Annotated in this window: 21 protein-coding genes; 11 read left to right on the plus strand and 10 right to left on the minus strand. The window is 72.4% G+C overall.

Annotated features, from left to right (window positions below; genetic code table 11):
• Window positions 1–360 precede the first annotated feature (360 nt).
• Genes lexA through ACQP2X_RS18185 form a run of 3 tightly spaced genes read right to left on the minus strand, consistent with a single transcriptional unit; the run spans window position 361 to window position 2,039 of the window.
• Window positions 361–1,002, minus strand: coding sequence for a transcriptional repressor LexA (lexA, locus tag ACQP2X_RS18175; RefSeq protein ID WP_498698468.1), 642 nt, complete (start codon window positions 1,000–1,002; stop codon window positions 361–363).
• On the minus strand, window positions 989–1,747 hold the full coding sequence (yidC, locus tag ACQP2X_RS18180) for a membrane protein insertase YidC (RefSeq protein WP_498698470.1): 759 nt from the start codon (window positions 1,745–1,747) through the stop codon (window positions 989–991). Before yidC ends, lexA begins: the two co-directional genes overlap by 14 nt.
• A gap of 28 nt (window positions 1,748–1,775) precedes the next feature.
• Window positions 1,776–2,039 (minus strand): DUF6412 domain-containing protein, encoded by a 264-nt coding sequence (locus ACQP2X_RS18185; protein WP_498698472.1) that lies wholly within the window; start codon window positions 2,037–2,039, stop codon window positions 1,776–1,778.
• Window positions 2,040–2,260: 221 nt separating this feature from the next.
• On the opposite strand from ACQP2X_RS18185, the gene ACQP2X_RS18190 reads away from it, so the two are divergent.
• Both ACQP2X_RS18190 and ACQP2X_RS18195 read left to right on the plus strand, forming a co-directional pair.
• Window positions 2,261–4,984, plus strand: a complete 2,724-nt coding sequence (locus ACQP2X_RS18190) for a helix-turn-helix transcriptional regulator (RefSeq protein ID WP_498698473.1) — start codon at window positions 2,261–2,263, stop codon at window positions 4,982–4,984.
• 56 nt (window positions 4,985–5,040) lie between these two features.
• Complete coding sequence (locus ACQP2X_RS18195) at window positions 5,041–5,541, plus strand: cupin domain-containing protein (protein WP_498698478.1); 501 nt, start codon at window positions 5,041–5,043, stop codon at window positions 5,539–5,541.
• Between the two features lie 12 nt (window positions 5,542–5,553).
• On the opposite strand, the gene ACQP2X_RS18200 is transcribed toward ACQP2X_RS18195, so the two are convergent.
• Both ACQP2X_RS18200 and ACQP2X_RS18205 read right to left on the minus strand, forming a co-directional pair.
• Window positions 5,554–5,736 carry a hypothetical protein gene (locus tag ACQP2X_RS18200; protein ID WP_498698481.1) on the minus strand — a complete coding sequence of 61 codons (183 nt, stop codon included), beginning with the start codon at window positions 5,734–5,736 and terminating at the stop codon, window positions 5,554–5,556.
• A gap of 42 nt (window positions 5,737–5,778) precedes the next feature.
• Window positions 5,779–6,282 carry an SRPBCC family protein gene (locus tag ACQP2X_RS18205; protein WP_498700971.1) on the minus strand — a complete coding sequence of 168 codons (504 nt, stop codon included), beginning with the start codon at window positions 6,280–6,282 and terminating at the stop codon, window positions 5,779–5,781.
• Window positions 6,283–6,408: 126 nt separating this feature from the next.
• Between ACQP2X_RS18205 and ACQP2X_RS18210 the strand changes: the two genes are divergently transcribed.
• The 3 genes from ACQP2X_RS18210 to ACQP2X_RS18220 all read left to right on the plus strand — a co-directional run bounded on the left by ACQP2X_RS18210 (window position 6,409) and on the right by ACQP2X_RS18220 (window position 9,369).
• Window positions 6,409–7,530: a 5-methyltetrahydropteroyltriglutamate--homocysteine S-methyltransferase gene (locus ACQP2X_RS18210; RefSeq protein WP_498698483.1), complete on the plus strand. Its 1,122-nt coding sequence runs from the start codon at window positions 6,409–6,411 to the stop codon at window positions 7,528–7,530.
• A gap of 64 nt (window positions 7,531–7,594) precedes the next feature.
• Window positions 7,595–8,560, plus strand: a complete 966-nt coding sequence (locus ACQP2X_RS18215) for an ATP-binding cassette domain-containing protein (RefSeq protein ID WP_498698484.1) — start codon at window positions 7,595–7,597, stop codon at window positions 8,558–8,560.
• The gene (locus ACQP2X_RS18220) at window positions 8,557–9,369 is read left to right on the plus strand and encodes an ABC transporter permease (RefSeq protein ID WP_498698486.1); all 813 of its coding nucleotides are present in this window, start codon (window positions 8,557–8,559) and stop codon (window positions 9,367–9,369) included. Before ACQP2X_RS18215 ends, ACQP2X_RS18220 begins: the two co-directional genes overlap by 4 nt.
• A gap of 3 nt (window positions 9,370–9,372) precedes the next feature.
• Here the strand turns inward: ACQP2X_RS18220 and ACQP2X_RS18225 are convergent, their stop codons facing one another.
• Window positions 9,373–12,552, minus strand: coding sequence for an AfsR/SARP family transcriptional regulator (locus ACQP2X_RS18225; protein ID WP_498698487.1), 3,180 nt, complete (start codon window positions 12,550–12,552; stop codon window positions 9,373–9,375).
• Window positions 12,553–12,972: 420 nt separating this feature from the next.
• Between ACQP2X_RS18225 and ACQP2X_RS18230 the strand changes: the two genes are divergently transcribed.
• The gene (locus tag ACQP2X_RS18230) at window positions 12,973–13,098 is read left to right on the plus strand and encodes a hypothetical protein (RefSeq protein WP_498698489.1); all 126 of its coding nucleotides are present in this window, start codon (window positions 12,973–12,975) and stop codon (window positions 13,096–13,098) included.
• Here ACQP2X_RS18230 and ACQP2X_RS18235 read toward each other — a convergent pair.
• The 3 genes from ACQP2X_RS18235 to ACQP2X_RS18245 all read right to left on the minus strand — a co-directional run bounded on the left by ACQP2X_RS18235 (window position 13,095) and on the right by ACQP2X_RS18245 (window position 15,233).
• Window positions 13,095–13,982, minus strand: coding sequence for an LLM class F420-dependent oxidoreductase (locus ACQP2X_RS18235; protein ID WP_498698490.1), 888 nt, complete (start codon window positions 13,980–13,982; stop codon window positions 13,095–13,097). The genes ACQP2X_RS18230 and ACQP2X_RS18235 overlap by 4 nt on opposite strands.
• Before the next feature lie 76 nt (window positions 13,983–14,058).
• Window positions 14,059–14,400, minus strand: coding sequence for a DUF2255 family protein (locus ACQP2X_RS18240; protein WP_498698492.1), 342 nt, complete (start codon window positions 14,398–14,400; stop codon window positions 14,059–14,061).
• Window positions 14,401–14,471: 71 nt separating this feature from the next.
• Window positions 14,472–15,233: an SDR family NAD(P)-dependent oxidoreductase gene (locus ACQP2X_RS18245; protein ID WP_498698493.1), complete on the minus strand. Its 762-nt coding sequence runs from the start codon at window positions 15,231–15,233 to the stop codon at window positions 14,472–14,474.
• Window positions 15,234–15,319: 86 nt separating this feature from the next.
• On the opposite strand from ACQP2X_RS18245, the gene ACQP2X_RS18250 reads away from it, so the two are divergent.
• Together ACQP2X_RS18250 and ACQP2X_RS18255 are read left to right on the plus strand one after the other, a co-directional pair.
• Window positions 15,320–16,180: a helix-turn-helix transcriptional regulator gene (locus ACQP2X_RS18250; RefSeq protein WP_498698494.1), complete on the plus strand. Its 861-nt coding sequence runs from the start codon at window positions 15,320–15,322 to the stop codon at window positions 16,178–16,180.
• 19 nt (window positions 16,181–16,199) lie between these two features.
• Window positions 16,200–16,763, plus strand: coding sequence for a hypothetical protein (locus ACQP2X_RS18255; RefSeq protein WP_498698496.1), 564 nt, complete (start codon window positions 16,200–16,202; stop codon window positions 16,761–16,763).
• Window positions 16,764–16,786: 23 nt separating this feature from the next.
• On the opposite strand, the gene ACQP2X_RS18260 is transcribed toward ACQP2X_RS18255, so the two are convergent.
• On the minus strand, window positions 16,787–18,364 hold the full coding sequence (locus ACQP2X_RS18260) for an ankyrin repeat domain-containing protein (RefSeq protein WP_498698498.1): 1,578 nt from the start codon (window positions 18,362–18,364) through the stop codon (window positions 16,787–16,789).
• Window positions 18,365–18,415: 51 nt separating this feature from the next.
• Between ACQP2X_RS18260 and ACQP2X_RS18265 the strand changes: the two genes are divergently transcribed.
• The 3 genes from ACQP2X_RS18265 (at window position 18,416) to ACQP2X_RS18275 (ending at window position 21,672) form a co-directional block, all read left to right on the plus strand.
• A complete protein-coding gene (locus ACQP2X_RS18265) occupies window positions 18,416–19,429 on the plus strand; it encodes a lysylphosphatidylglycerol synthase transmembrane domain-containing protein (protein WP_498698499.1) in 1,014 nt (337 codons plus the stop codon).
• Window positions 19,430–19,453: 24 nt separating this feature from the next.
• Complete coding sequence (locus tag ACQP2X_RS18270; protein ID WP_498698501.1) at window positions 19,454–20,032, plus strand: sugar O-acetyltransferase; 579 nt, start codon at window positions 19,454–19,456, stop codon at window positions 20,030–20,032.
• 119 nt (window positions 20,033–20,151) lie between these two features.
• The gene (locus tag ACQP2X_RS18275) at window positions 20,152–21,672 is read left to right on the plus strand and encodes a diguanylate cyclase domain-containing protein (RefSeq protein WP_498698502.1); all 1,521 of its coding nucleotides are present in this window, start codon (window positions 20,152–20,154) and stop codon (window positions 21,670–21,672) included.
• Window positions 21,673–21,749 lie beyond the last annotated feature (77 nt).

Genomic DNA, 21,749 nt, shown 5'->3' on the forward strand with positions numbered 1-21,749 from the left:
AGAGGGAGCGGACGCGGCCGCAGTGGTAGAGCGGGAGGAGTTGCCGGCTGAGGCCGGGGTAGTACAGAGGGCGGAATCGCTAGTTGAGGCTGCGGTGGTAAAAGGGGCGGAACTGACGGCTGAGGCCGGGGTGATCGTGTGGCCCGAGCCGGCGAAAATCGTCGTGCCGACTGAGTTGGTCAGGGAGTGTGGATTTCCGCGACCCGCCGGTTGCGCTATTCGGAATCGAGTGGTCTCGCCGGGCCCTGAATGGGTGGCGTATGTCGGGCGGCGCCATTCCAAGGAGGCTTTGCGATTCGTCGTTTCGGTTACTGGCCGGGGGCGGTTGTGGGTGGGGGGATCCCTATTGCTGGAACTGGATTACGTGCGGCGGATTACGGAGACCACCTTGCCCAGGATTACTGCCTGGTCGCCGTTGATGTTGTCGTAGGCCGGGTTTCGGGGCTCCAGGATCACGTGGCCGGCTCGGCGGCGGTAGACCTTGACGGTGGCCTCTTCGTCGATCATGGCGGCTACGATGTCGCCGTTGTAGGCCTCTTGCTGTTGTTTGACGATTACCAGGTCGCCGTCGCAGATGGCGGCGTCGATCATGGAGTCGCCTCGTACCCGTAGGGCGAAAAGGGTGCCTCGGCCCACCAGGTCTCGGGGGAGGGGTAGCACCTCATCCGAATTTTGTTCGGCCAGGATGGGGGTGCCGGCGGCGATGTCGCCCAGGACCGGCACGCCCACCGTGGTCGTCTCGTTTCGCTGCTGGGGGACGGGCTGGAGGAACATGCGGACGTCCACCGGGCGTGTCGAACGGCCGCGGCGCAGGAAGCCGTACTCCTCCAGGACCCGCAAGTGGCGGCTCACCGTGGAGGTCGAGGCCAGGCCGATCGCGTCGGCGATCTCCCTTGTCGACGGGGAGTAGCCGTGGCGTAGCGCCCACTTCTGGATCACGGAGAGGATCTGGCGTTGCCGCTCGTTCAATGTCGACGTGTCGAGACCCTCATCCGGTAGCACCCTGTGATCTTGCCTTATCGCCGGCGGCGCCGCGAGGCGGCTCGCCGGGCAGCGGGTGACGGCGGGTGATCCAGGCCTGCTGGGCCAGGCCGAACAGGTTCTGCGTCACCCAGTAGACGATCACCCCGATCGGGAAGATCGCGCCGGAGATCAGCAGGGAGGCCGGCACGCCGTACAGCATCAGACGCTGAATCAGACCGTCGCCCTGGATCGACCGGCGGGTGGACAGGTACGTCGTGACGATCATGATGGCGATCAGGGTTGCCGTGACGAGTTGTACGGTCAGCGCGGGCGCGCCCAGATGATGGCCGAAGGTGGCCGCGATGGGCGCCCCGAGCAGCTCGGCGTGCGCCGCGCTGTCGAACTGGGTCTGCGTCCAGCCGTACAAAGTGGCCGTGGTTGATCCTGGTCTGATGTGCCGCAGAACGTGGAGCAGGCCGATGAAGATCGGGATCTGGAGGAGCAGGGGCAGGAAACCGGCGAACGGGCTGACCTTCTCCGAGCGGTAGAGGGCGAGCACCGCCTCGGGGTCGTTCTTCAGCTCGCGGACGCGCGGCTGCAAGGCCTGGAGAGCGCGCTGCGATCTGGCCTGGCGGACGGCCAGTGGCAGCAGGAGCGCGCGGATGGTCAGGACCAGGAAGACGATGCCCAGGATCCAGGGCCAGTCGGGGCTGGACAGCACACGCTCCCACAGGGCGTGCCAGAACAAGAGCACGGCGGAGATCGCCGTGTAGACGGCAGACATGAAAGGACTCCTCGAGGAAGGAAAAGCGTTACCGGGCGGGGGCGAGCCGCCGGGTGGGTCCTCGAGGTCGGGTGCGCCCCGGAGCGTCGGGGTCGCGATGGCGGGGCAGAATGCGCGCGGCGCGCTGGCGCAGCACGCCCGGTGTGACCCGCGGGGCGTTCACCGGGGAGCGGTGGGTGGCGGCGGCGACGGCCGCGAGCACCGCGACCAGCAGGGCGCCGACGACCAGACCGGCCGGGCTGACATCGGTCAGCGCGCCGATCAGGTGCCACAGGGCCACCGGCCAGATCACGCGGGCAACGGTAGCTCGGCCGCGCAACACGTCTGCATTAGCCTGCGGAGATGATCTGGTTGAGCGCGGCGGGTGGCCTGCGGCTGCTGCGTGGCGGACGGTAGGCCGGGGAAGTGCGGATGAAGTGAGCCCGAAATGCGGGACGGCTACCGGTTAACCGGTAGTGCGGGAGTCGGGCTGGCCTCGATGCGCGGACCGGCCGCTTTGCCAAGGATGTTGACATGATGCTGGTCAACACGGCCGGTCGCGAGCTGCGCGGCCGACAGCGGGAACAGCACGAGCTCGACCGGGTGCTGCGGGCGGTGCGGGAAGGGCAGAGCCGGGCCCTGGTGCTGCGCGGCGAGGCGGGCACGGGCAAGACGGCGCTGCTGCGATATCTGGCCTCCGAAGCCGGGCGGGACGACGAGGTGCGGGTGCTGCGGACCGCGGGCGTCGAATCGGAGTCGGAGATCGCCTACTCGGCGCTGCAACGGCTGTGCGCGCCCCTGGCCGGTGAGCTCGACCGGCTCCCGGCGCCGCAGCGGGCCGCGCTGAGCGTGGCCTTCGGGCTGAGCGCGGGACAGACGCCGGAGCTGCTGGTGCTCGGCATGGCCACGCTGGGGCTGCTGAGCGCCCACGGCCGGCCGGTGGTGTGCCTGATCGACGACGTGCAGTGGCTCGACCGGCTGTCCGGGCTGATCCTGGCCTTCGTGGCCCGCCGGCTCAAGGCGGAGTCGGTGGCGCTGGTCTTCGGCGCCCGCGACCCGGCCCCCGAGCCGATCCTCACCGACCTGCCGGAGATCACGGTCGAGGGCCTGCCCGAGGCGGAGGCGGGCGAGCTGCTCGACGCGGTGCTGACCGGCCCGGTGGACGCCCGCGTCCGCGACCGGATTCTGGCCGAGACCCGGGGCAACCCGCTGGCGCTGCTGGAGCTGACCCGCGGGCTGTCGGCGGCCGAGCTGGCGTTCGGCTTCGGCGGCTGCGCCCCGGCCCCGCTCGAGGGGCGGGTCGAGGCGGGCTTCCGGCGCCGGATCGCGGCCCTGCCCGCGCCGACCCGGATGGCCCTGATCACGGCCGCGGTGGAGCCGGTCGGTGACGTACTCCTGCTGGGCCGGGCCCTGGACCGGCTGGGGCTCTCGCTGGAGGCGGCGGCCCCGGCCGAGATCGACGGCCTCATCGAGATCGGGACGGCGGTGCGTTTCTCGCATCCGCTGGTGCGCTCGGCCGCCTGGCGGTCGGCCGGCGTGCCCGAGCTGCGCGAGGTGCATCGCGCTCTGGCCGAGGCCACCGACGGTGACCGCGACCCCGACCGCCGGGCCTGGCACCGGGCCCACGCCACGGTCGGCCCCGACCAGGAGGTCGCCACCGAGCTGGAGAAGTCGGCGGACCGGGCCCTGGCCCGGGGCGGACGTTCGGCCGCCGCGGCGTTCCTGGAGCGTGCGGCCGAGCTGACCCGCGACCAGAAGCGCCGGGGCGCGCTGCTGGTGGCGGCGGCCGGCACGCGGGCCCACGCGGGTTCGTACGCCCAGGTGCCCGACCTGCTGGCGGCGGCCGAGATCGGCCCGCTGTCCGAGCTCGACCGCGCCCGCGTCGAACGCCTCCGGGCCCACGTGGCGTTCGCGGTCACCCACGGCCGCGAGTCGGGTCCGGCCCTGCTGGCGGCCGCGGTCCGGTTGCGCTCGCTCGACCCGGTCGCGGCCCGCGACACCTTCCTCTCGGCGATCGGCGCCGCCCTCTACGCGGGCCGGCTCGGCGGCGACGACCTGCGCCGGGCCGCCCTCGCGGCCCGGGACGCGGTCGTGGGGGACGGCTTCCGCGACCGGCTGCTGGCCGGGCTGACCACGTGGATCCTCGACGGCCGCGACCCCGCGCTGCCGCTCCTGGCGAGCGCGCTCGACGCCATGACCGACCCGGAGGACCTCAGCCTGATCTGGCTGGCCTCCCCGGTCGCGCACGAGCTGCACCGGATGGACGACGCCGCCCGGATGAGCGAGCGGGCCGTCGCTTTCGCCCGCGACACCGGCGCTCTCTCGCTCCTGCCGACCGCGCTCGCACTCCAAGCCCGGAGCTTGCTGTACGCGGGTAGCTTCGCCCCCGCCGCTCGCCTCCTGGACGAGCTCGACGCGGCGGTCCGCCTCACCGGCGGCGCGGTGACGCAGCCGACCCACCTGGTGCTGGCCGCCTATCGGGGACGCGAACGTCAGGCCCTCGAACTGATCGAGGAGCAGCTGCGCGACGCCGACGCCTGGAACGACGGCCGCCGCCACACGATGGCCGCGCACGCCAAGGCGGTCCTCTACAACGGACTCGGCGACCACCGGGCCGCCCTGGCCGCCGCCCGGGAGAGCGCCGCCTACGCCGACCTGGGCCTCCAGCAGTGGCCGCTGCTGGAACTGGTCGAAGCCGCCGTGCACATCGGCGACCAGGCGGCCGCCGCCGCGGCCCGCGCGTCCCTGCGCGAGCGGACCGCCACCGTCGACACCCCGTGGTCGCGCGGCATGCAGGCCCTGGCCGACGGCCTGGCCGGCGCCGACGAGCAGAGCTTCCGCGTGGCCATCGAGGAGCTGTCGGCCCCGTCGACGGCCTTGGAGGCCCACCGGGCGCGCCTGCTGTTCGGCGAATGGCTGCGCCGAGCGGGCCGCCGCGCCGAGGCCCGCCTCCACCTGCGTACGGCCTTCGAGGCCTTCACCGAGATGGGCGCCGAGGGCTTCGCCGCCCGGGCCAGCCGGGAGCTGGCCGCCTGCGGCGGGACCACGATCGTACGGACGGTGGCCGACCCCCGTACGACCGAGAAGCTCACGCCGCAGGAGTCGGCCATCGCCGCGCTGGCCGTGCAGGGCCGTACGAACATCGAGATCGCCGGCTCGATGTTCCTGAGCCCGCGCACCGTCGAGTGGCACCTGCGCAAGATCTACGCCAAGCTCGGCATCGCGTCGAGGAGGGAGCTGACGGCGGTGCTCGGCTGATCCACCGGGCCGGCAATTCGCTGGCCGGCCGTCCACGGATGCGGTAGGCACGTCGCATGACGACATCGGAGCCACCGCTGACCGTGGTGCGGCCGGGAGAGGGCCAGGTGGGCTCTCTCGGCGACATCGGCGTGCACTTCAAGCTGTGGGGCGAGGACACGGGCGGCGCGCTGGCGATCGTCGAGCACCCGTTCCCGGTGGGTGCTCTGGTGGCGCCGCACATGCACACGCGCGAGGACGAGTACTCGATCGTCACCGAGGGCGAGATCGGCTTCCGCTCGGGCGACCGGGAGGTGGTGCTGGGGCCGGGCGGCTACATCACCAAGCCCCGCGGCGAGCTGCACGCGATGTGGAACGCGGGCGCGGCCCCGGCCCGGATGATCGAGATCATCACCCCGGCCGGCTTCGAGCACTTCTTCCGCGAGGTGGCGGAGATCCTGGCGGCCGGCCCGGCCGCCGCCGGCCAGGGCGGCGACCTGGCCGAGCGCTACGGCCTGAAGTTCGGCGAGCCCGACTGGCTCCCAGGAATCATCGAACGGTTCGGCCTGTCCACCTAGCTCGACACCCGGTCAGCTTCTTTCCTGGACGCGCTGGCGCATCTCGGGGTCCAGGTCGTACGAGTCGCCGTAGGCCAGGTCGCGTAGGCGGGCCGGGAAGATCCGCTTGATGTCGGGGTCGTAGCGGGAGCCGTCGCCCGGCACCTCGGCCGCCGGCGGGTCGGTGAGATGGAGTGCGACGGGCAGCGACGCCACCGACGCCACCACCCGCGACCCCGGCCACCCGCCGGCGATGGCTCACCGCTTCGGTGCCTGTCCGCTCTCGCGGACGTCCTTGCCCTCCTCGGCGAAGGCCTTGAAGTCGCGCATGTGCTGAAGCGACTGCTTGCGGAAGGCGCCCGGCATCAAGAGCCCGACCAGCCGCATGATGAAGCTGTCGAACCGGAACTCGTTCTCGCTCTGCCAGAGTGTCCGCTGCGGGCCGGCGTCGGTCAGCCGGTCGCGTGTGGCGCTCCACATGCCGCCGCCGACGATCTCGCGCTCGAAACGAACGACGGGGGTCCCGGGGACCTCGTCCAGGTCGGCCGGTTCGCGGCGGGTGATGGTCTCGACGCATTCCATCTCCTGCTTGCCGGCCCGCATCACGACTCGCGACGTGGTGCCGACCTGACCGTGCTCGCCGCTGAGGGGCTCGTGCCGCACCAGGTCGCGCAGCCATTGCGGAAAGTGCGCCGGGTCGGCCAGCAACGTGACCACCCTCTCCCTCGGGAGAGCGATCTCGATCGAGACGGTGTACTTCATAGTGGCGCGTCGCGGCACCCGGCCATTCTAGTGCGGCCGCGCCGGAGGAAGGTGAAGGCATCGCCAGAGGTCGATCGAGGGGCTACGTTGGCGGGGACGGAGGCCGCGCCGAGAGGGGACCTGACGATGACACTTCGGGACACGCCGCCGTTTCGGGCCGATCATGTCGGCAGTCTGCTGCGGCCCCGGCGGCTTCTGGAGGCCCGGGAGCGGCGTGCGGTGGGCGACATCGACGCCGACGCTTTGAAGGCGGTCGAGGACGAGGCCATCCGTGAGGTCGTACGGATGCAGCGTGATGTCGGTCTGCGCACCGCCACCGACGGTGAGTTCCGGCGGGTCTCCTGGCACATGGATTTCATCTACCGGCTCGGCGGGGTGCGGCCGACCGACGAGAAGATCCAGGTGCACTTCCGCAACGCCGAGGGGGAGCTCGACTTCGAGTCGGCCGCGCTCGCCATCGACGCGCCGGTGCGGCTCAACGACACGATCTTCGGGGACGACTTCGCGTTCCTGAGGGACACGGTCGAGGCGGGCCAGACCGCCAAGCTGACCATCCCCTCGCCCAGCATGGTGCACTACCGCGGTGGCCGGGCCGCCATCGATCCGGCCGTCTATCCGGACGAGGAGCTCTTCTGGGCCGACCTCTCCGCCGCGTACAAGGAAGAGGTCAAACGGGTCGCCGAGCTGGGATGCCGTTATCTGCAGCTGGACGACACCAGCTTCGCCTATCTCAACGACCCGGAGCAGCGCAAGCTGCTCACCCAGCGCGGCGACGACGCCGAGCACCAGCATCTGCGGTACATCCGGCAGATCAACGCCGCCCTCGACGGCCGGCCCGAGGGGCTGGCCGTCACCACCCACATGTGCCGGGGGAACTTCCGCTCCTCCTGGGCGGCCGAGGGTGGCTACGACTTCGTGGCCGAGGCCCTGTTCAGCGAGCTCGCGGTCGACGGCTTCTTCCTGGAGTACGACGACGAGCGCTCCGGCACGTTCGCTCCGCTGCGCTTCGTGCCGCCGGGCAAGATGGTCGTTCTCGGCCTGGTCACCACCAAGCGGGGCGAGCTGGAGTCGAAGGACACGCTGAAGCGCCGCATCGACGAGGCCGCCCGGTACGTCCCGCTCGACCAGCTGTGTCTGTCGCCGCAGTGCGGCTTCTCCTCGACGGTCGAGGGCAACGTCTTGTCGTACGAGCAGGAAGTCGCCAAGCTCAGGCTGATCGCTGAGACGGCTGACGAGGTGTGGGGCTAGGAAATCAGGTCCGTGTCAGCGTCGTGTGCGCGCGGTGTCAGCGCGCCGCGCGACGCTGACGGACATGAGCGATTTCGTGGTGCGTGCGGAAGGCCTCCGCAAGCGATTCGGTAAGACACAGGCGCTCGACGGGGTGGACCTGGCGATGCGCCGCGGCACCGTGCTCGGCGTCCTGGGACCCAACGGCGCGGGCAAGACCACGGCCGTACGGGTGCTGGCCACCCTGTTGCGCCCGGATTCCGGCCATGCGGAGGTGGCCGGCATCGACGTGCTGCGCGAGCCGCAGCGGGTCCGCCGGCGGATCGGGCTGACCGGGCAGTACGCCAGCGTCGACGAGGACCTGACCGGCACCCAGAACCTGGTGCTGATCGGGCAGCTGCTCGACCTGCCGACCAGCGAGGCCAAGCGCCGGGCGGCCGAGCTGCTCGAATGGTTCGACCTGGCCGAGGCCGCGGGCCGGATGGCCAAGACCTACTCCGGTGGCATGCGGCGCCGCCTCGACCTCGCGGCCAGCCTGGTCGGCCGCCCCGAGGTGATCTTCCTGGACGAGCCGACCACCGGTCTCGACCCGGCCAAGCGCGAGGACATGTGGGGTGTCGTCCGCAACCAGGTCACCCAGGGGGCCAGCGTCCTGCTGACCACGCAGTACCTGGAGGAGGCGGACGCCCTCGCCGACGAGATCGTGGTCATCAACAAGGGCCACGTGATCGCCCACGACACCCCGGACGGCCTCAAGCGGCTGGTCGGTGGCCTGACCCTGCGGGTGCGCCCATCCGATCCGTCCCGCGTGCCGGACGTGCTGCGCGTGCTCGACAAGGTGGCCGCGCCGGGCGCGACGGCCAGCGCCGACGCCTCCGCGGGCGCCCGCCCGGGCGCCGTCAGCGTGCCCGTCGCCGACGACACCGCGCTGCTCGACGTGGTGCCGGCCCTGCGCGAGGCCGGTATCGAGCTCAACGACTTCGGCCTGCACCTGCCCAGCCTCGACGAGGTGTTCCACACTCTCACCGCCAAGAAAGAAGAACTGGTATGACCACTCTGACTCTGGGCACCGTCAGCGACTCGCCGCGCGGGGGCTCGCTCGCCGCTCTCGCCCGGCACAGCGTCGCGCTCGCGCGCCGAAGTTTGATCAAAACCATGCGGACGCCCGAGGCCCTCATCGACGTGACCCTGCAGCCGGTGATCTTCCTGCTGTTGTTCACGTACCTGTTCGGCGGGGCCATCTCAGGGGGCCACCGGGAGGATTACCTCCAGCTCCTTCTGCCCGGCCTGCTCGCGCAGTCACTGGCCATGGGCGGCATCGCCCTCGGCCAGAACCTCAACGCCGACATCGAGAAGGGCGTGTTCGACCGGTTCCGGTCGCTGCCCGTGGCCCGGTCGGCGCCGCTGGTCGGCGCGGTCGCGGCCGATGTCATCCGCTACCTGACCGTCTGCGTGGTCATGCTGGGCTTCGGCATGATCATCGGCTTCCGGGTGGAGACCGGCTTCGTCCCGGCCGTCGCCGCGGTGGGGCTCGCCATCGCCTTCGGGCTGTGCTTCTGCTGGATCTCGGTCTGGGTCGGCATGCTCGTGCGCACCCCTGGAGCCGTACAGGGACTGATGTTCCTGATCGTCTTCCCGTTGTCGTTCGGCAGCAACGTCTTCGTCGGCACGGACACCCTGCCCGGCTGGCTCCAGGGGTTCGTGCAGGTCAACCCGATCACGCCGCTCGTCTCGACGATCCGCGGGCTGCTGCTCGGCGGCCCGGTCGCCTCGCATCTGTGGGTGACGCTGGCCTGGATGGCCGGTCTGCTCGCGGTCTTCGTCCCGCTGGCGCTGCGCGCCTACTCGCGGCGCGCCTGAGCGTCAGGCCTCAGGGAGCCCCGCCCGGCTGAGCCGGGCGGGGTCGACCTGGGTCAGGGCCGTTTTTCCGTCCAGGTTCCACCCTTTGCCGTACGCCTCGTCGAAGGCGCCCCCGCCCAACGCCTTCCGGGCCCGGTCGCTCAGCTCCCGGATCTGCGGATCGGTGTGATCGTGGGCGCCGCGCAGCCGGGCCGCCGCCCCCAGCATCACGGCCATGTCCGCCGGCCGCCCGTACGCGCCGGCCAGACCGGCCGCGCCGACGGCCACCAGTGACATCAACGGCATGTCGCGCGACTCCAGGGCCGCCGCGTACGCGCCCCTCAGGGCCTTCTCGGCGCCGGCCGGATCGCCGAGCTCGAGGCAGAGCCCGGCCCGCACGGCGCCGACGATGGCCCGGCCGTGGTCACCGCCGTACGTGTACCGCTGCCCCATCTCCGTCTCGGCGAACTCGAGCAGCGCCGCCGCCCGTTCCAGCTCGCCCAGGCGCACCCACACACCCGCCTCGAGCGCGCTGACCAGGATGAGGAACTCGGGCGACACCGCGCGCCGGGCCCGCTCACGGACATCCTCGATCATCGAGATGGCCAGGCCGGTCTCGCCCAGCCGCATGTTCAGGTCGATCCAGCGCAGGTCGATGAAGATCTCGTCGGTGAGGCTGAGCGAGCCGAACTCGCGGGCCACCGCGCGGGCCCGGCGCAGATCGTCCAGCGCCCCTTCCAGGTCGCCGTCGTACTGCCGCACCATGGCCCGGGTCGGCAGCACCGTGGCCAGTCCCCACCGGTCGCCGAGGCGGCCGAACGCCTCCAGCGCCGCCGTCACGTCCTCGCGCACCAGGCCCAGGTCGCCGTCGTTCTCGGCGAACTGCGCCCGGAACACCCGGGCCAGCGCGGCCACCCACTCGTCGGGCCCGTCGATCAGATCCTGGATCATCGCGAACGCGGCGCCGGTCTCCCGCAGCCAGGCAAGGGTCACCGCGGTCAACGGGCCGGCCAGTCCCGGCAGCTCGCGATAGCTCGCGAGACGGCCGGACAGGGCCCGCAGCTCGTCGCGGCGGTGCTCGAGGATGTCGCCGAAGATCTCGTTCTGCGCGCTGGCCCGGTTGAGCAGCAGGATCGCCTCGGCCGTGTCCCGTTCCAGGGTGGGACCCGCGGACGGCAGGGCCAGCGCCTCGCCCAGCCAGTAGACGGCGTCGGTGTGCCGGCCGAACATCTGCCAGTACCAGGTGAGGTCGAGCGCGAGGGCGACCGCCGCGTCGGCGTCGCCGCTGTCGCACAGGTGGCGCAGCGCGGCCAGGGCGTTGTCGTACTCGGCCCGGATCTCCCGCATGGCGTCGAGCTGTTCCGGGCCGCGCAGCCGCGGATCGTTGCGCGCGATGAGCTCGGCCAGATAGCCGGCCGCGAGGTCACGCGCGTCACCCAGGGTGCCCTGCTCGATCCCGTACTCACGCAGGGTTTCCAGCATGCGGTAACGGCCGGCCTCCGGGGCCAGTTGCAGCAGCGACTTGTCGACGAGGGCGGCCAGCAGGTCGGGAATCGCGGCCGGGGGCACCGCCGTGCCGGCGCAGATCGCGGTGGCTGAGGCGGGCGTGACGCCGCCGGGCAGGATCGAGATCCGTTCGGCGACCGTACGCTCGTCCTCGCTCAGCAGGTCCCAACTCCACGCGATGACCGCGCGCAGCGTGCGATGCCGCGGCATCGCCGTCCGGCTCCCGGTGGTCAGCAGCCGGAACCGGTCGGTCAGTCCCGCCGCCAGCTCGGCCAGCGACATCGTGCGCAGCCGCGCCGCCGCCAGCTCCAGGGCCAGCGGCATGCCGTCGAGCCGGCGCACCACCTCCAGGATCCCGGTCAGCGTCTCCCGATCGACGTCGAAGCCCGGTCGTACGGCCGAGGCCCGTTCCGTGAAGAGCCGTACGGCCGCCGCGCGGCGCGCCTCCTCGACCCCCGCGCCCGGCTCGGGCAGCGCCAGCGGCCCGAGCGGCGCCAGCGCCTCACCGTCGATGGCCAGGGCCTCCCGGCTGGTGGCCAGCACCCGCAGCCCCGCCGCCCGGGGCAGCAGCGCCGCCATGAGGTGGGCCACGGCGTCGATCAGATGCTCGCAGTTGTCGACGACGAGCAGGCTCTCCCGCCCGTTGAGCTGGTCGGCGAGCACGTCCAGCTCGTCGCCGTCGGCCCGCATCCGGGCGTCGAACAGGGCCGACCCGCGCAGCCCGATCGAGGCGAGCAGGGCCGCGCCCACCTTGGACGGCTCGGTGACCGACGAGAGGTCGACCAGCCAGGCCCCGTCCCGATATTCGTGGCGGCGCCGCCGGGCCGCCTCGATGGCCAGCCGCGTCTTGCCGGCCCCGCCGGGACCGACCACGGTGACCAGCCGCCCGGTGGTCAGCAGGGTGTCGACCCGGGCCAGATCGTCGTCACGCCCGACGAAGCTGGTGAGCGGCGCCGGCAGGTTGCCGGCCTCGGCCCGCGGCTCCGGCTGGTAGCGCAGCAGCCGCAGGTGCTCCTCCCGCAGGGCGGCACCGGGATCGGCGCCGAGCCCTTCGGCCAGCGCCTCCCGGATCCGCTCGTAGACGGCGAGTCCTTCGGCCGGCCGCCCCTGCGCCGCGAGTGCCTCCATGAGCAGCGCGGCCGCCCGCTCGTCCACGGGGTCGTCGGCCAGCAGCCCGGTGAGCCGCACCGCCGCCGCTTCGGGCCGTCCCGTCCGCAGTTCGGCCTCGGCCAGCCCAGCGACCGCCTCCCGGGCGACGCGGGTGAGCCGGGTGGCCGCGGCCGGCGCCACGGGGGCGATGACGGCCGGATCGCCCCAGAGCTCGACGGCGGCGCCGAGCAGGGTCAGGGCGGTCCGGGGGTCGGCGGAGCGCCCCTCGGTGGCGAGCCGCTCGAAGCGCAGCGCGTCCACGTCGTCGTCGGTCACCGCGAGCCGGTAGCCACCCTGGGCCTGCGCCACCGAGTCCGCCCCACCGAGAAGCCGCCGGAGCCGCGACACGAGCGATTGCAGGGCATTGGCCGGATCGCCCGGCGGTTCCTCGGCCCAGAGCGCCTCGACGAGGGCGTCCGGCGCCACCGGCCGCCCACCGGCCAGCGCCAGCCGCACGAGAAGCCCGCGCAGGCGCGCCCCGGGAACGGGCACAGCGGCGCCGTCGACGGCCACCTCGAAGTCGCCGAGCAGCGTCACGCGCAGATCCACCCCCTGATCCTCTCGCGCGAGCGCACCCACCCCCAAACCACCCACCACCTTGATCGTGTTGATCACTGGCGCCGCCAAGCAACCGAAACGTCGACCATGCACGCCGCGCCGGTCTCGTCGACGTGGGTGACAAGGGGGATATCGGGAGTTTATAGAAACCTTTCTGGCATCAAGAAGATGCAGCTCAGGAGCGCTTTTGTTGGTTTCGAACGCGCTGTGGAAAGGCACTCCGCGTCACCGTGGAAATGGGGCCGCCGGTAGCTTTTCGTCACGGTTGGCAGACAAAGTGTAGGCGCCGCTTTCGCGGTTTCCGCTTTCTGCACATAGCGACACGAACCGGCACAAAAATCTACGGATCGCCCGCAAAATGGTCGCACGCGGCCGGTTCCGCTCGGCCGCGGACACCGGAAGGAGCGAACAGTGGACCAGGAGATCGAACCGCAGGGGCGTCACGACCGCTTGCTGAGATGGGTGTACGGCGTCGCCGCTCTGATGAGCGCGGCCGCGGGCCTGATCGCGGCCCTCAACAGCTGCGGCGCCGGTTAGCGGTGGCTCCCTTGATCGCCCCGGATCAGTTCTTTGGCCAGGGCACCGAAGGCTTCCGAGGGGAACCGTGTGGCGTCGCCGCCGTTGAGGACCTGGATGGCGACCTCGTCCGCGCCCGCCCGGTAATGCTTCTCGATGCCGGCGGCGACCTGCTCGGCCGTGCCCCAGGGGATGACGGCGTCGACCAGACGGTCGCTTCCGCCGCCGGCGAAGTCGTCGTCGGTCCAGCCGAACCGCCGCAGGTTGTTGGTGTAGTTCGGCAGGGTGAGATAGCCGCTGGTGTACTGCCGGGCGGTGGCCCGCGCGGAGGCCGGATCAGGGTCGAGGACCACCGCGACCTCGGGCGCGAGCAGCCGGTCGGTGCCGATCGTGGCGCGGGCCTCGGCGGTGTGCTCGGCAGTGGTGAAGTACGGGTGAGCGCCGGCCGAACGGCTGCGGGACAGCTCGAGCATGCGCGGGCCGAGGGCGGCCAGGACACGCCGTTCGGGGGCGAGGCCGAGACCGTCGAGCTCGTCGAGGTACCCGACCATCTTGGAGTACGGCTTGCGGTAGTCGGTGCCGTCGCCTTCAACGAGGACGGCGTGACTGGCACCGAGCCCGAGCAGGAACCGGCCCGGGTGCGCCCGCTCCGCGTCCGCGGTGAACGCGGCCACCGTGGCCGGCGACGTGTGCCAGATGGTGGCGATACCGGTGGCGACGCCGATGCGCTCGGTCCCGTCGAGCAGCTCACCGAAGCGGGAGGGGAGGGTCTCGCCGAACCCGGCCGAGAACCAGATCCGGGAGTAGCCGAGCTCCTCCAGCTCGATCGCGGCGTCGAGGGCGGCTCGCGGGCTCTCGCTGCCGAGGAAGAACGGTTGCCAGACACTGACGAGTCGTTGCGTCATTCCTGAACCCTACGACCGAGATCGTTCCGGCGCTGGGCCGACGGGTCCGCAGCCGCGTGCGGCCAGGCGGAACGCGTCATCGGCTCGGAACGATGTGCAGGGTCGCCTCGTGGGCCGAAGGACCGGCCACCAGGCCGGCGCTGGCGCCGTACTTGGCTCGGTAGGCCGCGTCCAGAGCCTCGGCCGGGCCCGGCTCGGCCGTCAGGAGGACGTCGCGTTCGAGGCCGGCCGACGAGATGTGGCCGTGCGGGTCGGCCAGGGCGGCCCGGAACCAGGCCGAGCGGCGGCCCCGGAACGCCCGCACGTACAAACCGCCGTCCACCACGACCATGCCCAGCTCGACGCCTTCGTGCCCGCCCACGCTCAGCACCAGTGACGGGCTTGCGGCGAGGACCGCCGCCTCTTCGGATGACCACATGCCTCCACCCTGGCGCGGGATCACGCGATCCGCCCCAGGGTCGGGCACTGGCCGGGCCGGCCAGGGCCGGGTCACGCCCCGGCGCCGCCGTCGACCGGGATGATGGCGCCGGTCACCCACGAGGCCCGGTCGCTGAGCAGCCACGCCGCCACCTCGGCGATCTCGCGGGGCTCGGCCATCCGGCCCATCGGGGTCGACGCGGTGATGCGGTCGACCACGCCCGGCGTCGCCGCCTCCCACGCGTCGATCATCTCGGTGGCGGTGCCGCCCGGGGTGATGCCGTTGACCCGGATGCGCTGCGGCGCCCAGGTCACCGCCGCCGTCTCGGTGATGCTGTTCAGGGCGCGCTTCATCGCCCCGTAGGCGGGCAGCGCCGGGTTGGCCCGCCGGCTGCCGATGCTCGACGTGTTCACGATCGCCCCGCCGCCGGTGCGGCGCATCAGCTCGCCCTCGGCGTTCATGGCCGTCCAGTGGGCGCGGAAGTTCACCGCGAACTGCTCGTCGATGTCCTCCTCGCCGGTGGTGTCGAGCGGGCCGGGCCGCTGCTGGATGGCCGCCCCGTTGTTGAAGGCACCGTCGAGCCGCCCGTGCAGCTCCTCCACCCGGGCGACGGCGGCGCGGATGCTCGCCGGGTCGGCCAGATCCAGCGTCACGGCGTCGGCGACGCCGCCCTTGCCCCGGATCTCGGCGACGATCGTCTCGAGGGCACCGGTTCCCCGTGCGGCGAGCACGACGGCCGCGCCCTCCTCGGCGAACAGGCGGGCCGCGGCCGCGCCGATGCCGCGGCTGGCGCCGGTGATGAACAGGACCTTGCCGGTCAACATCTCAGTCATGCCGAAAGCCTCGTCCGGGCCGCCGGCCGGAGACAGGCACAGGCTGTACCAGGCTCCGGCCACGCCCGGCGCGCACAATCAAGGGCATGGACAAGCAGGAGCTGGGAGCCTTCCTTCGTACGCGTCGTGAGCGGCTCCGCCCGGACGATGTGGGCCTCCCGTCGGGCCCGCGCCGCCGTACACCCGGGCTCCGCCGCGAGGAAGTCGCCGTGCTCGCCCACATCTCGACCGAGTACTACGTCCGCCTCGAACAGGGCCGCGCGCCGCGCCCGTCGGCCGAGGTGCTGGCCGGCATCGCGGCCGCCCTGCGCCTGACCAGCGCCGAGTCCGACCACCTGCACGTCCTGGCTGGCACCGCGCCCGCCCGCACCGGCCGGCACCCGCGCGAGGTGCGCCCGAGCATCCTGGCCCTGCTCGAGCGTCTCCCACAGACCGCCGCCTTCGTGACCTCGGCGACCTTCGAGGTGCTGGCCTGGAACGATCTGGCCGCCGCCCTCATGGAGGACTTCGGCGCCCTCGACCCGGCCGGCCGCAACCTGGCCCGGAAGGCGTTCCTCAGCACCGAGCGCACTCTCTACGGCGTCTCCGACGGCGCCGAGTTCCGCCACCACGTGGTCATGGAGTTGCGCGCCACGCTGGCCCGCTACCCGTCGGACCCGGACGTGACCGGCCTCGTCCAGGAGCTGCGCGACGGCAGCCCCGACTTCGCCCGCCTCTGGGAGCGGCACGACGTCCAGGCCGCTCAGGTGATCACCAAGACCTTCCACCATCCGGTCGTCGGCCCGATCACCGTCGACTGCGACTCGATGACCCTGACCGACCGCGACCAGCACCTCGTGCTCTACAGCGCTCCGCAGGGCTCGCCGGACGCCGAGGCCCTGGCGTTGCTGAGCGTGCTCGGCGCCGACTACTCGTCCTCGGGCACCTCGGCCACGCGCCGGCCGTGATCGGCTCTATGCTGCCGCGATGAACAAGATCGTCTTGGTGGCGCTGGTGTCGACAATGGCGATGACCGGCGCCTGCGCGCGAGCCGGCGCGGGCCCGGCCGATGCCGTCCCGGCCGATGCCGTCCCGGCCGGCTGCGAGCCCGCGGCCTCGACGATCACGTGGTCGCCGGTGGAGACGGCGCCGGTCCTGACCTCGGCCTGGTTCTTCGCGGCGGCCGCCGGGCAGCCGAAGGAGCTGCCGTTGGAACGGTTCACGCCGTCCCTCGCCGGCGTGACCGCGCCGGCCTCGTGGCTGACCGATCTCGGCGCCTCTCTCGCGCGGTCGACCGGCACGTCGGTGCACACCACCGAGCCCTCCGCGGAAGGCCAGTCGGGTCTGCCGGCCGACGGCGGGTCGTTCGTCACCTACACCGGGGTCGACCGCGTGTCCGCGGGCTTCGAGGTGCGCTGCGACCGCACCGTCCGGGGCACTCTCACCGCCTGGTCCCGGACCGTGATCGGCGGTGCTCCGTGCGGAAGCGGGACCGGCGTCGAGCTCGACGCCTTCGGGCGACTGGCGGTGGCGCTCTGCCCCGCGAAGTGAGGCGGGGAGGGAGCACACAGCCACTAGTTAGTCGGTAACTCGACCACGCGCAGGCCACGATCGGTGGCGACCACGAGACGGCTGGGGCCGTCGGGCACGACCGCGCCGCTCCGCCCGTCGAGGGGCAGTGCGGCGAGCGTTCGGCCGTCGCCGGTTGCCAGCAGCACGACCACGCCGTCGAGGGCCAGTGCGATCGTCTCGCCGTCCGGGGTGAAGCAGGGGCGGGTGGACCAGCCGGTCAGAGGGGCGCGGACGCCGGTGGCCGTGGCGTCGATGGCGTGTTGCCAGACCGGGTGGCCGTCGAGGGCGGTCAGGCTGAGCTCACCTCGCCAGCCGGCGGCGCGGCGGCCGTCGGTGACGCCCGAGGTGGTCCAGATCAGCAGGTGGCGGCCGTCCGGGGCGAAGACGGCGGCCGGGATCGTGTCGCCGGCCAGCGGTTCGATCTCGGTCACGGGCTCGAGGCCGCCCTCGGCGGTGACCCGGTCGAGGCGTACGTGGGCGCCGCCCTGGAACGAGCACGTCGTGGCGAGCAGGGCGCCGTCGGGGGAGAAGGCCACGCAGTCGTTGCGTTCACCGGCCTCCACGTCGGCGGTGACCCGGCGGGTGGCCAGGTCGTAGAGGACCACCCGCTCGTCGCTCGTCGCCGCGGCCAGCCGGCGCCCGTCGGGGGAGAAGGCCAGCGCGGTGACGTCGCCGAGGCCGTCGAGCGGTTCCGGGCCGGTGAGATCGGGGCCGCGCAGCTCGGCCGGCGCCTCCACCGGCGCGACCGCGACCAGCGGCCGGCCGTTGTGGCCGGAGTCGTGGACGGCGAGGTCGCGGAAGGCGACATGTTCGGTCGGGACGGTCGCCTCGGGGTGCGGCGCGGGGCCGAGGCGCCAGCGGACCAGGGTGGCGTGCCCGGCGACGCTGAACGCCACGCCGGGGTCCCGGGCCGGGCGCAGGGCTCTCTGCGCGACGGCCCGCGCCTCGGCCAGCGTGGCGCCCGAGGCGGCCAGTGGCTGCAACCCGAGCTGCCGGGCCAGATGGAGAGGACTTCGGCCGCTCTCATCCCGTACGACCGGATCGGCTCCTTCGGTGAGAAGCAGCTCCACCAGTGCGGCGTCGCTGTTGGCGACGGCACGATGCAGCGGCGTGCGGCCGAAGCCGTCCCGGGCGTCGATCTGTGCTCCCGCGTCGAGCAGAGTGCGGGCCTTCGCCGCGTCGGCGTCGTGCAAAGGCGTACGGCCGAAGAAGTCTCTCTCCGAGAGCGAGGCGCCCCACCGCAGCAACACCTCGGTGACCTCGCGGTCCCGAGCGCAGTGCAGCGGCGTCTGGCCGTGCTCGTTGTGCTGGTCGGGCGTGACGTCGCGGGCCGCCTTGATCAGCAGCGCCGCGATCTCCCCGGTGGCCGCCCGGTGCAGCGGCGTGTCCCCGTTGTCGCGCCGGGCCCGCGCCGAAGCGCCCGCCCCGAGCAGCATCCGTACCGCGCCGGCCGACCCGGCGGCCGCCGCCGCGTGCAGGGCCGTCTCGCCCATCCACCCGCGGGCGTCCACCGCGCCGAGCAACGGCCTCAACGCGGACAGGTTCCCGTCGCGCGCCGCCGTGATCACCGCTGGTTCCATGACCGGACATCCTGCCTCAGCATCCGCTCAGCGGCGCCGAATCTTAGGGGCATGACAGCGACCAGCGTGCCCACCGGCGATCGTCGGGCCGCGCGCACCTGGGCCCGGCGGGCCGCCGTGGTGGCGGTGCTGGTGCTGTTCGGTGTCGAGCTCGCGATGGGCTGGCCCTCGCTGTCGTCCGCGTTCACCCAGCTCAGCGCCCCGCACCCGGGCTGGCTGGCGGGTGCCCTGGCGGCCGAGCTGCTCGCCATGCGGACGTACGCCCGGATGCAGCAGGTCCTGCTGCGCTCGGCCGGCCTGCGCGTGCCGATCCGCAAGAACGTGGCCCTGGCGTACGCCGCCCACTCGCTCAACGAGACGCTGCCGGGCGGGCCCGCCTTCTCCACCCAGTTCAACTATCAGCAGATGCGCCGCTTCGGCGCCACGCCCGCGGTCGCCTCGTGGTGCATCGCGCTGTCGGGCATCCTCTCCACGGCCGCGCTGGCGCTGGTCACCGCCGTCGGCGCGCTGGCCTCGGACGGCACACCCCAGTGGTACAGCCTGGCCGGGCTGGCCGCGCTGACCGTCCTGATCGTCGCGGCGATCCGGCAGGTCACCCGCCGCCCGCAGAGCGTGGAACCGCCGGCCCGGGCCGTGCTGGCCGTGATCAACCGGCTGCGCCGCCGTCCGCCGGAGCACGGCCTGGAACCGGTGCGCGTGTTCGTGGCGCAGCTCGGCTCGGCCCGCCTCACTCCCGTGCGGGGCACCGCGGCGGCCGTCTTCGCGGTGCTCAACTGGGGCCTCGACGCCGCCTGCCTGTGGCTGTGCCTGCGGGCCGTCACCGACCATCCGATCGACGGCACCGAGGTGCTGCTGGCCTTCTGCGCCGGCATGGCGGCCGGGACGATCACGATCGTGCCGGGCGGGCTCGGCATCATCGACAGCGCCCTGATCCTGGGCCTGGTGGCGGGCGGGGTCACGACCGGCACCGCCATCGCGGCCGTGGTCCTCTACCGCGTCATCAGCTTCGGCTTCATCATCGGCGCCGGCTGGATCTCCTGGCTGGTGATGCGGCGGAAAACCTGAGAAGGACTGTGTACGCTCGTACACATGACCTCTCCCGACTCGCGGAGCATGCGCGAGCGCATGCTGGCCGGCGATCTCTACCGCGGCGCCGACCCGGAGCTGGAAGCCGAGATGCTCCACGCGATGGTGTTGACCAAGGCGCTCAACGACAGCGATCCCCGTGACGGCGACGGCCGCCGCAAGCTGCTGCGCGAGCTGCTCGGCTCGATCGGCGAGGAGGTGGACATCCGCCCGCCCCTGCACGTCGACTACGGCAGCCATCTGCACATCGGCGACCGGGTGTTCATCAACTACGGCCTGATGGCCCTGGACGTGGCCGAGATCCGCATCGGGAACGACGTGCTGCTGGGCCCGAACGTGCAGCTGCTGACGCCCACCCACCCCGTCGACCCGGAGCCGCGCCGCGAGAAGTGGGAGGCGGCCCTGCCGATCACGATCGGCGACAACGTCTGGATCGGCGGCATGGCCGTGATCTGCCCCGGCGTGACCATCGGCGAGAACTCGGTGATCGGCGCAGGCGCGGTTGTCACCAAGGACATCCCGGCCGACGTCGTCGCCGTCGGCAACCCGGCCCGCGTCATCCGGTCCGTGCACGGCAAATAAGCGCCCTCTCTCTCGTCGTGGTGACCCGCACTCCGGACGTGCTGGTCGCTGCGGGCCCGCCCGCCGGGCGAGGCCGGGGTAACACTCAGACCGGAGCCGGAACGACCGATACCGCAGAGGTGAACCGTCTTCTCCGCGACCCGCTCATGCCGGCGGCCGTGCTGTGGACGCTGGCCGGCGCCGGGCTGCTGTACTCGCTCGACGCCACCAACGACCAGGTGCGGGCCTTCTGGGCGTTCCAGCCGCCGCTCGACGCGCTGCTGGCGTACTCGGCGTGGCGGGTCCACCGCATGGCCACCGGCGCCATCCGGCGGTTCTGGCTGGTCATGACCGTGGCCGGCGTGCTGTTCACCGTGGGCGACACCGTGCAGGCGTTCACCGCTTTCGCCGGGCACGGTCAGAAGGACACGGCCGGTGGGGCGGTGCAGGGGCTGCTGTTCGCGGTGGGGACTCTCGCCATCATCGTGGCCATGCTGCTGCACCCGATCCCGGGCAGCTCACGGCGGGAGAAGGTGGCGTTCTGGCTGGACTCGTCGACCGTGCTGGTCGGCGGGGCCGTCGTGGCGTACTGCTTCGCCATCGAGCCCTCACAGCACGACGGCGGCAACATCGCCGGGACGCTGGCCGCCGGCTGCGTCATCCTCACCTCGTGCTTCGCGGCGGTGAAGCTGGTACTCAGCGGCAACGCGCCCATGCACCGGGCGGCGGCCATCCCGATGATCATCGCGGCCGGGGTGAACAGCGTCGGTTTCTTCCTGGAGCCGAACGCCGACGGCACGCTCGAGCCGTACGTCTTCGTCGTGCGCCTGCTGCCCTCGTTGCTCATCGGCCTGGGCGCGCGGATCCAGGAAGACGTGGCCAGGTTCGACCAGGGCTCGGCGTTCGGGTCACGCCGGCGCCGTCCGTACAGCCTTCTGCCGTACGGGTCGATCGCGGTGGCCTTCACCACGGTCCTCGTCGAGACCCCGGCCGGCCCGCATCCGCGCCTGTGGGGTGCGATGGCCGGCCTGGGTGTGATCGTGGTGCTGGTCGTCTGCCGCCAGCTGGCCGCGTTCCACGAGAACAACCGCCTCATCGACCAGCTGCGCGAGCACGAGGCCCGGCTGCGGCACCAGGCCCTCTACGACGGCCTGACCGGCCTGGCCAACCGCACCCACTTCCACGAGGAGGTCACCGTCGCGCTGCGCCACGAGGCCGGGAACACGTCGCTGCTGCTGATCGACCTGGACGGCTTCAAGGCCGTCAACGACACCCTGGGCCACGCGGCCGGCGACGTGCTGCTGGCCGGCGTGGGCGGCAAGCTGACCGCGTGTGTACGCCCGGGCGACGTGGTCGCCCGTCTCGGCGGCGACGAGTTCGCGGTGCTGCTGCGCGACTGCGACGCCGAGGGCGCCGAGCACACCGCGGAGCGCGTCCTGCGCGAGCTGGCCGACCCGATCCCGTTCGAGGACACGGCCGTGCGGGCCAACGCCAGCATCGGCATCGCCTGCGCCACCCACCACGACGACGTCGACTCCCTGGTGCGCGACGCCGACCTGGCCATGTACGCCGCCAAGCGCCAGGGCAAGGGCACGTGGACCCGCCACCACCGCGACCTGGCCGGCTCGGTGAGCGGCGGCGGTGACGCTGCGAGAGGCTGACGCCGCCACGCCCCGTTATGCTGGCCCGCTGTGACGTTCGAGCGTCTGGTCGAGGCGTACCGCGACGAGCTGGCAGC

Origin of the sequence: Actinoplanes sp. CA-131856 (assembly GCF_050956135.1) — a bacterium.
GTDB lineage: Bacteria > Actinomycetota > Actinomycetes > Mycobacteriales > Micromonosporaceae > Actinoplanes.

Excerpts from the sequence above, each read along its gene's own strand:
- ACQP2X_RS18235 (WP_498698490.1), bottom strand. The coding sequence starts at position 13,982 with ATGACGCAACGACTCGTCAGTGTCTGGCAACCGTTCTTCCTCGGCAGC.
- ACQP2X_RS18270 (WP_498698501.1), top strand. The coding sequence starts at position 19,454 with ATGACCTCTCCCGACTCGCGGAGCATGCGCGAGCGCATGCTGGCCGGC.
- ACQP2X_RS18220 (WP_498698486.1), top strand. The coding sequence starts at position 8,557 with ATGACCACTCTGACTCTGGGCACCGTCAGCGACTCGCCGCGCGGGGGC.
- ACQP2X_RS18250 (WP_498698494.1), top strand. The coding sequence starts at position 15,320 with ATGGACAAGCAGGAGCTGGGAGCCTTCCTTCGTACGCGTCGTGAGCGG.
- ACQP2X_RS18210 (WP_498698483.1), top strand. The coding sequence starts at position 6,409 with ATGACACTTCGGGACACGCCGCCGTTTCGGGCCGATCATGTCGGCAGT.
- ACQP2X_RS18215 (WP_498698484.1), top strand. The coding sequence starts at position 7,595 with ATGAGCGATTTCGTGGTGCGTGCGGAAGGCCTCCGCAAGCGATTCGGT.
- ACQP2X_RS18205 (WP_498700971.1), bottom strand. The coding sequence starts at position 6,282 with ATGAAGTACACCGTCTCGATCGAGATCGCTCTCCCGAGGGAGAGGGTG.
- ACQP2X_RS18240 (WP_498698492.1), bottom strand. The coding sequence starts at position 14,400 with ATGTGGTCATCCGAAGAGGCGGCGGTCCTCGCCGCAAGCCCGTCACTG.
- ACQP2X_RS18265 (WP_498698499.1), top strand. The coding sequence starts at position 18,416 with ATGACAGCGACCAGCGTGCCCACCGGCGATCGTCGGGCCGCGCGCACC.
- ACQP2X_RS18245 (WP_498698493.1), bottom strand. The coding sequence starts at position 15,233 with ATGACTGAGATGTTGACCGGCAAGGTCCTGTTCATCACCGGCGCCAGC.
- ACQP2X_RS18190 (WP_498698473.1), top strand. The coding sequence starts at position 2,261 with ATGATGCTGGTCAACACGGCCGGTCGCGAGCTGCGCGGCCGACAGCGG.
- ACQP2X_RS18255 (WP_498698496.1), top strand. The coding sequence starts at position 16,200 with ATGAACAAGATCGTCTTGGTGGCGCTGGTGTCGACAATGGCGATGACC.
- ACQP2X_RS18260 (WP_498698498.1), bottom strand. The coding sequence starts at position 18,364 with ATGGAACCAGCGGTGATCACGGCGGCGCGCGACGGGAACCTGTCCGCG.
- ACQP2X_RS18195 (WP_498698478.1), top strand. The coding sequence starts at position 5,041 with ATGACGACATCGGAGCCACCGCTGACCGTGGTGCGGCCGGGAGAGGGC.
- yidC (WP_498698470.1), bottom strand. The coding sequence starts at position 1,747 with ATGTCTGCCGTCTACACGGCGATCTCCGCCGTGCTCTTGTTCTGGCAC.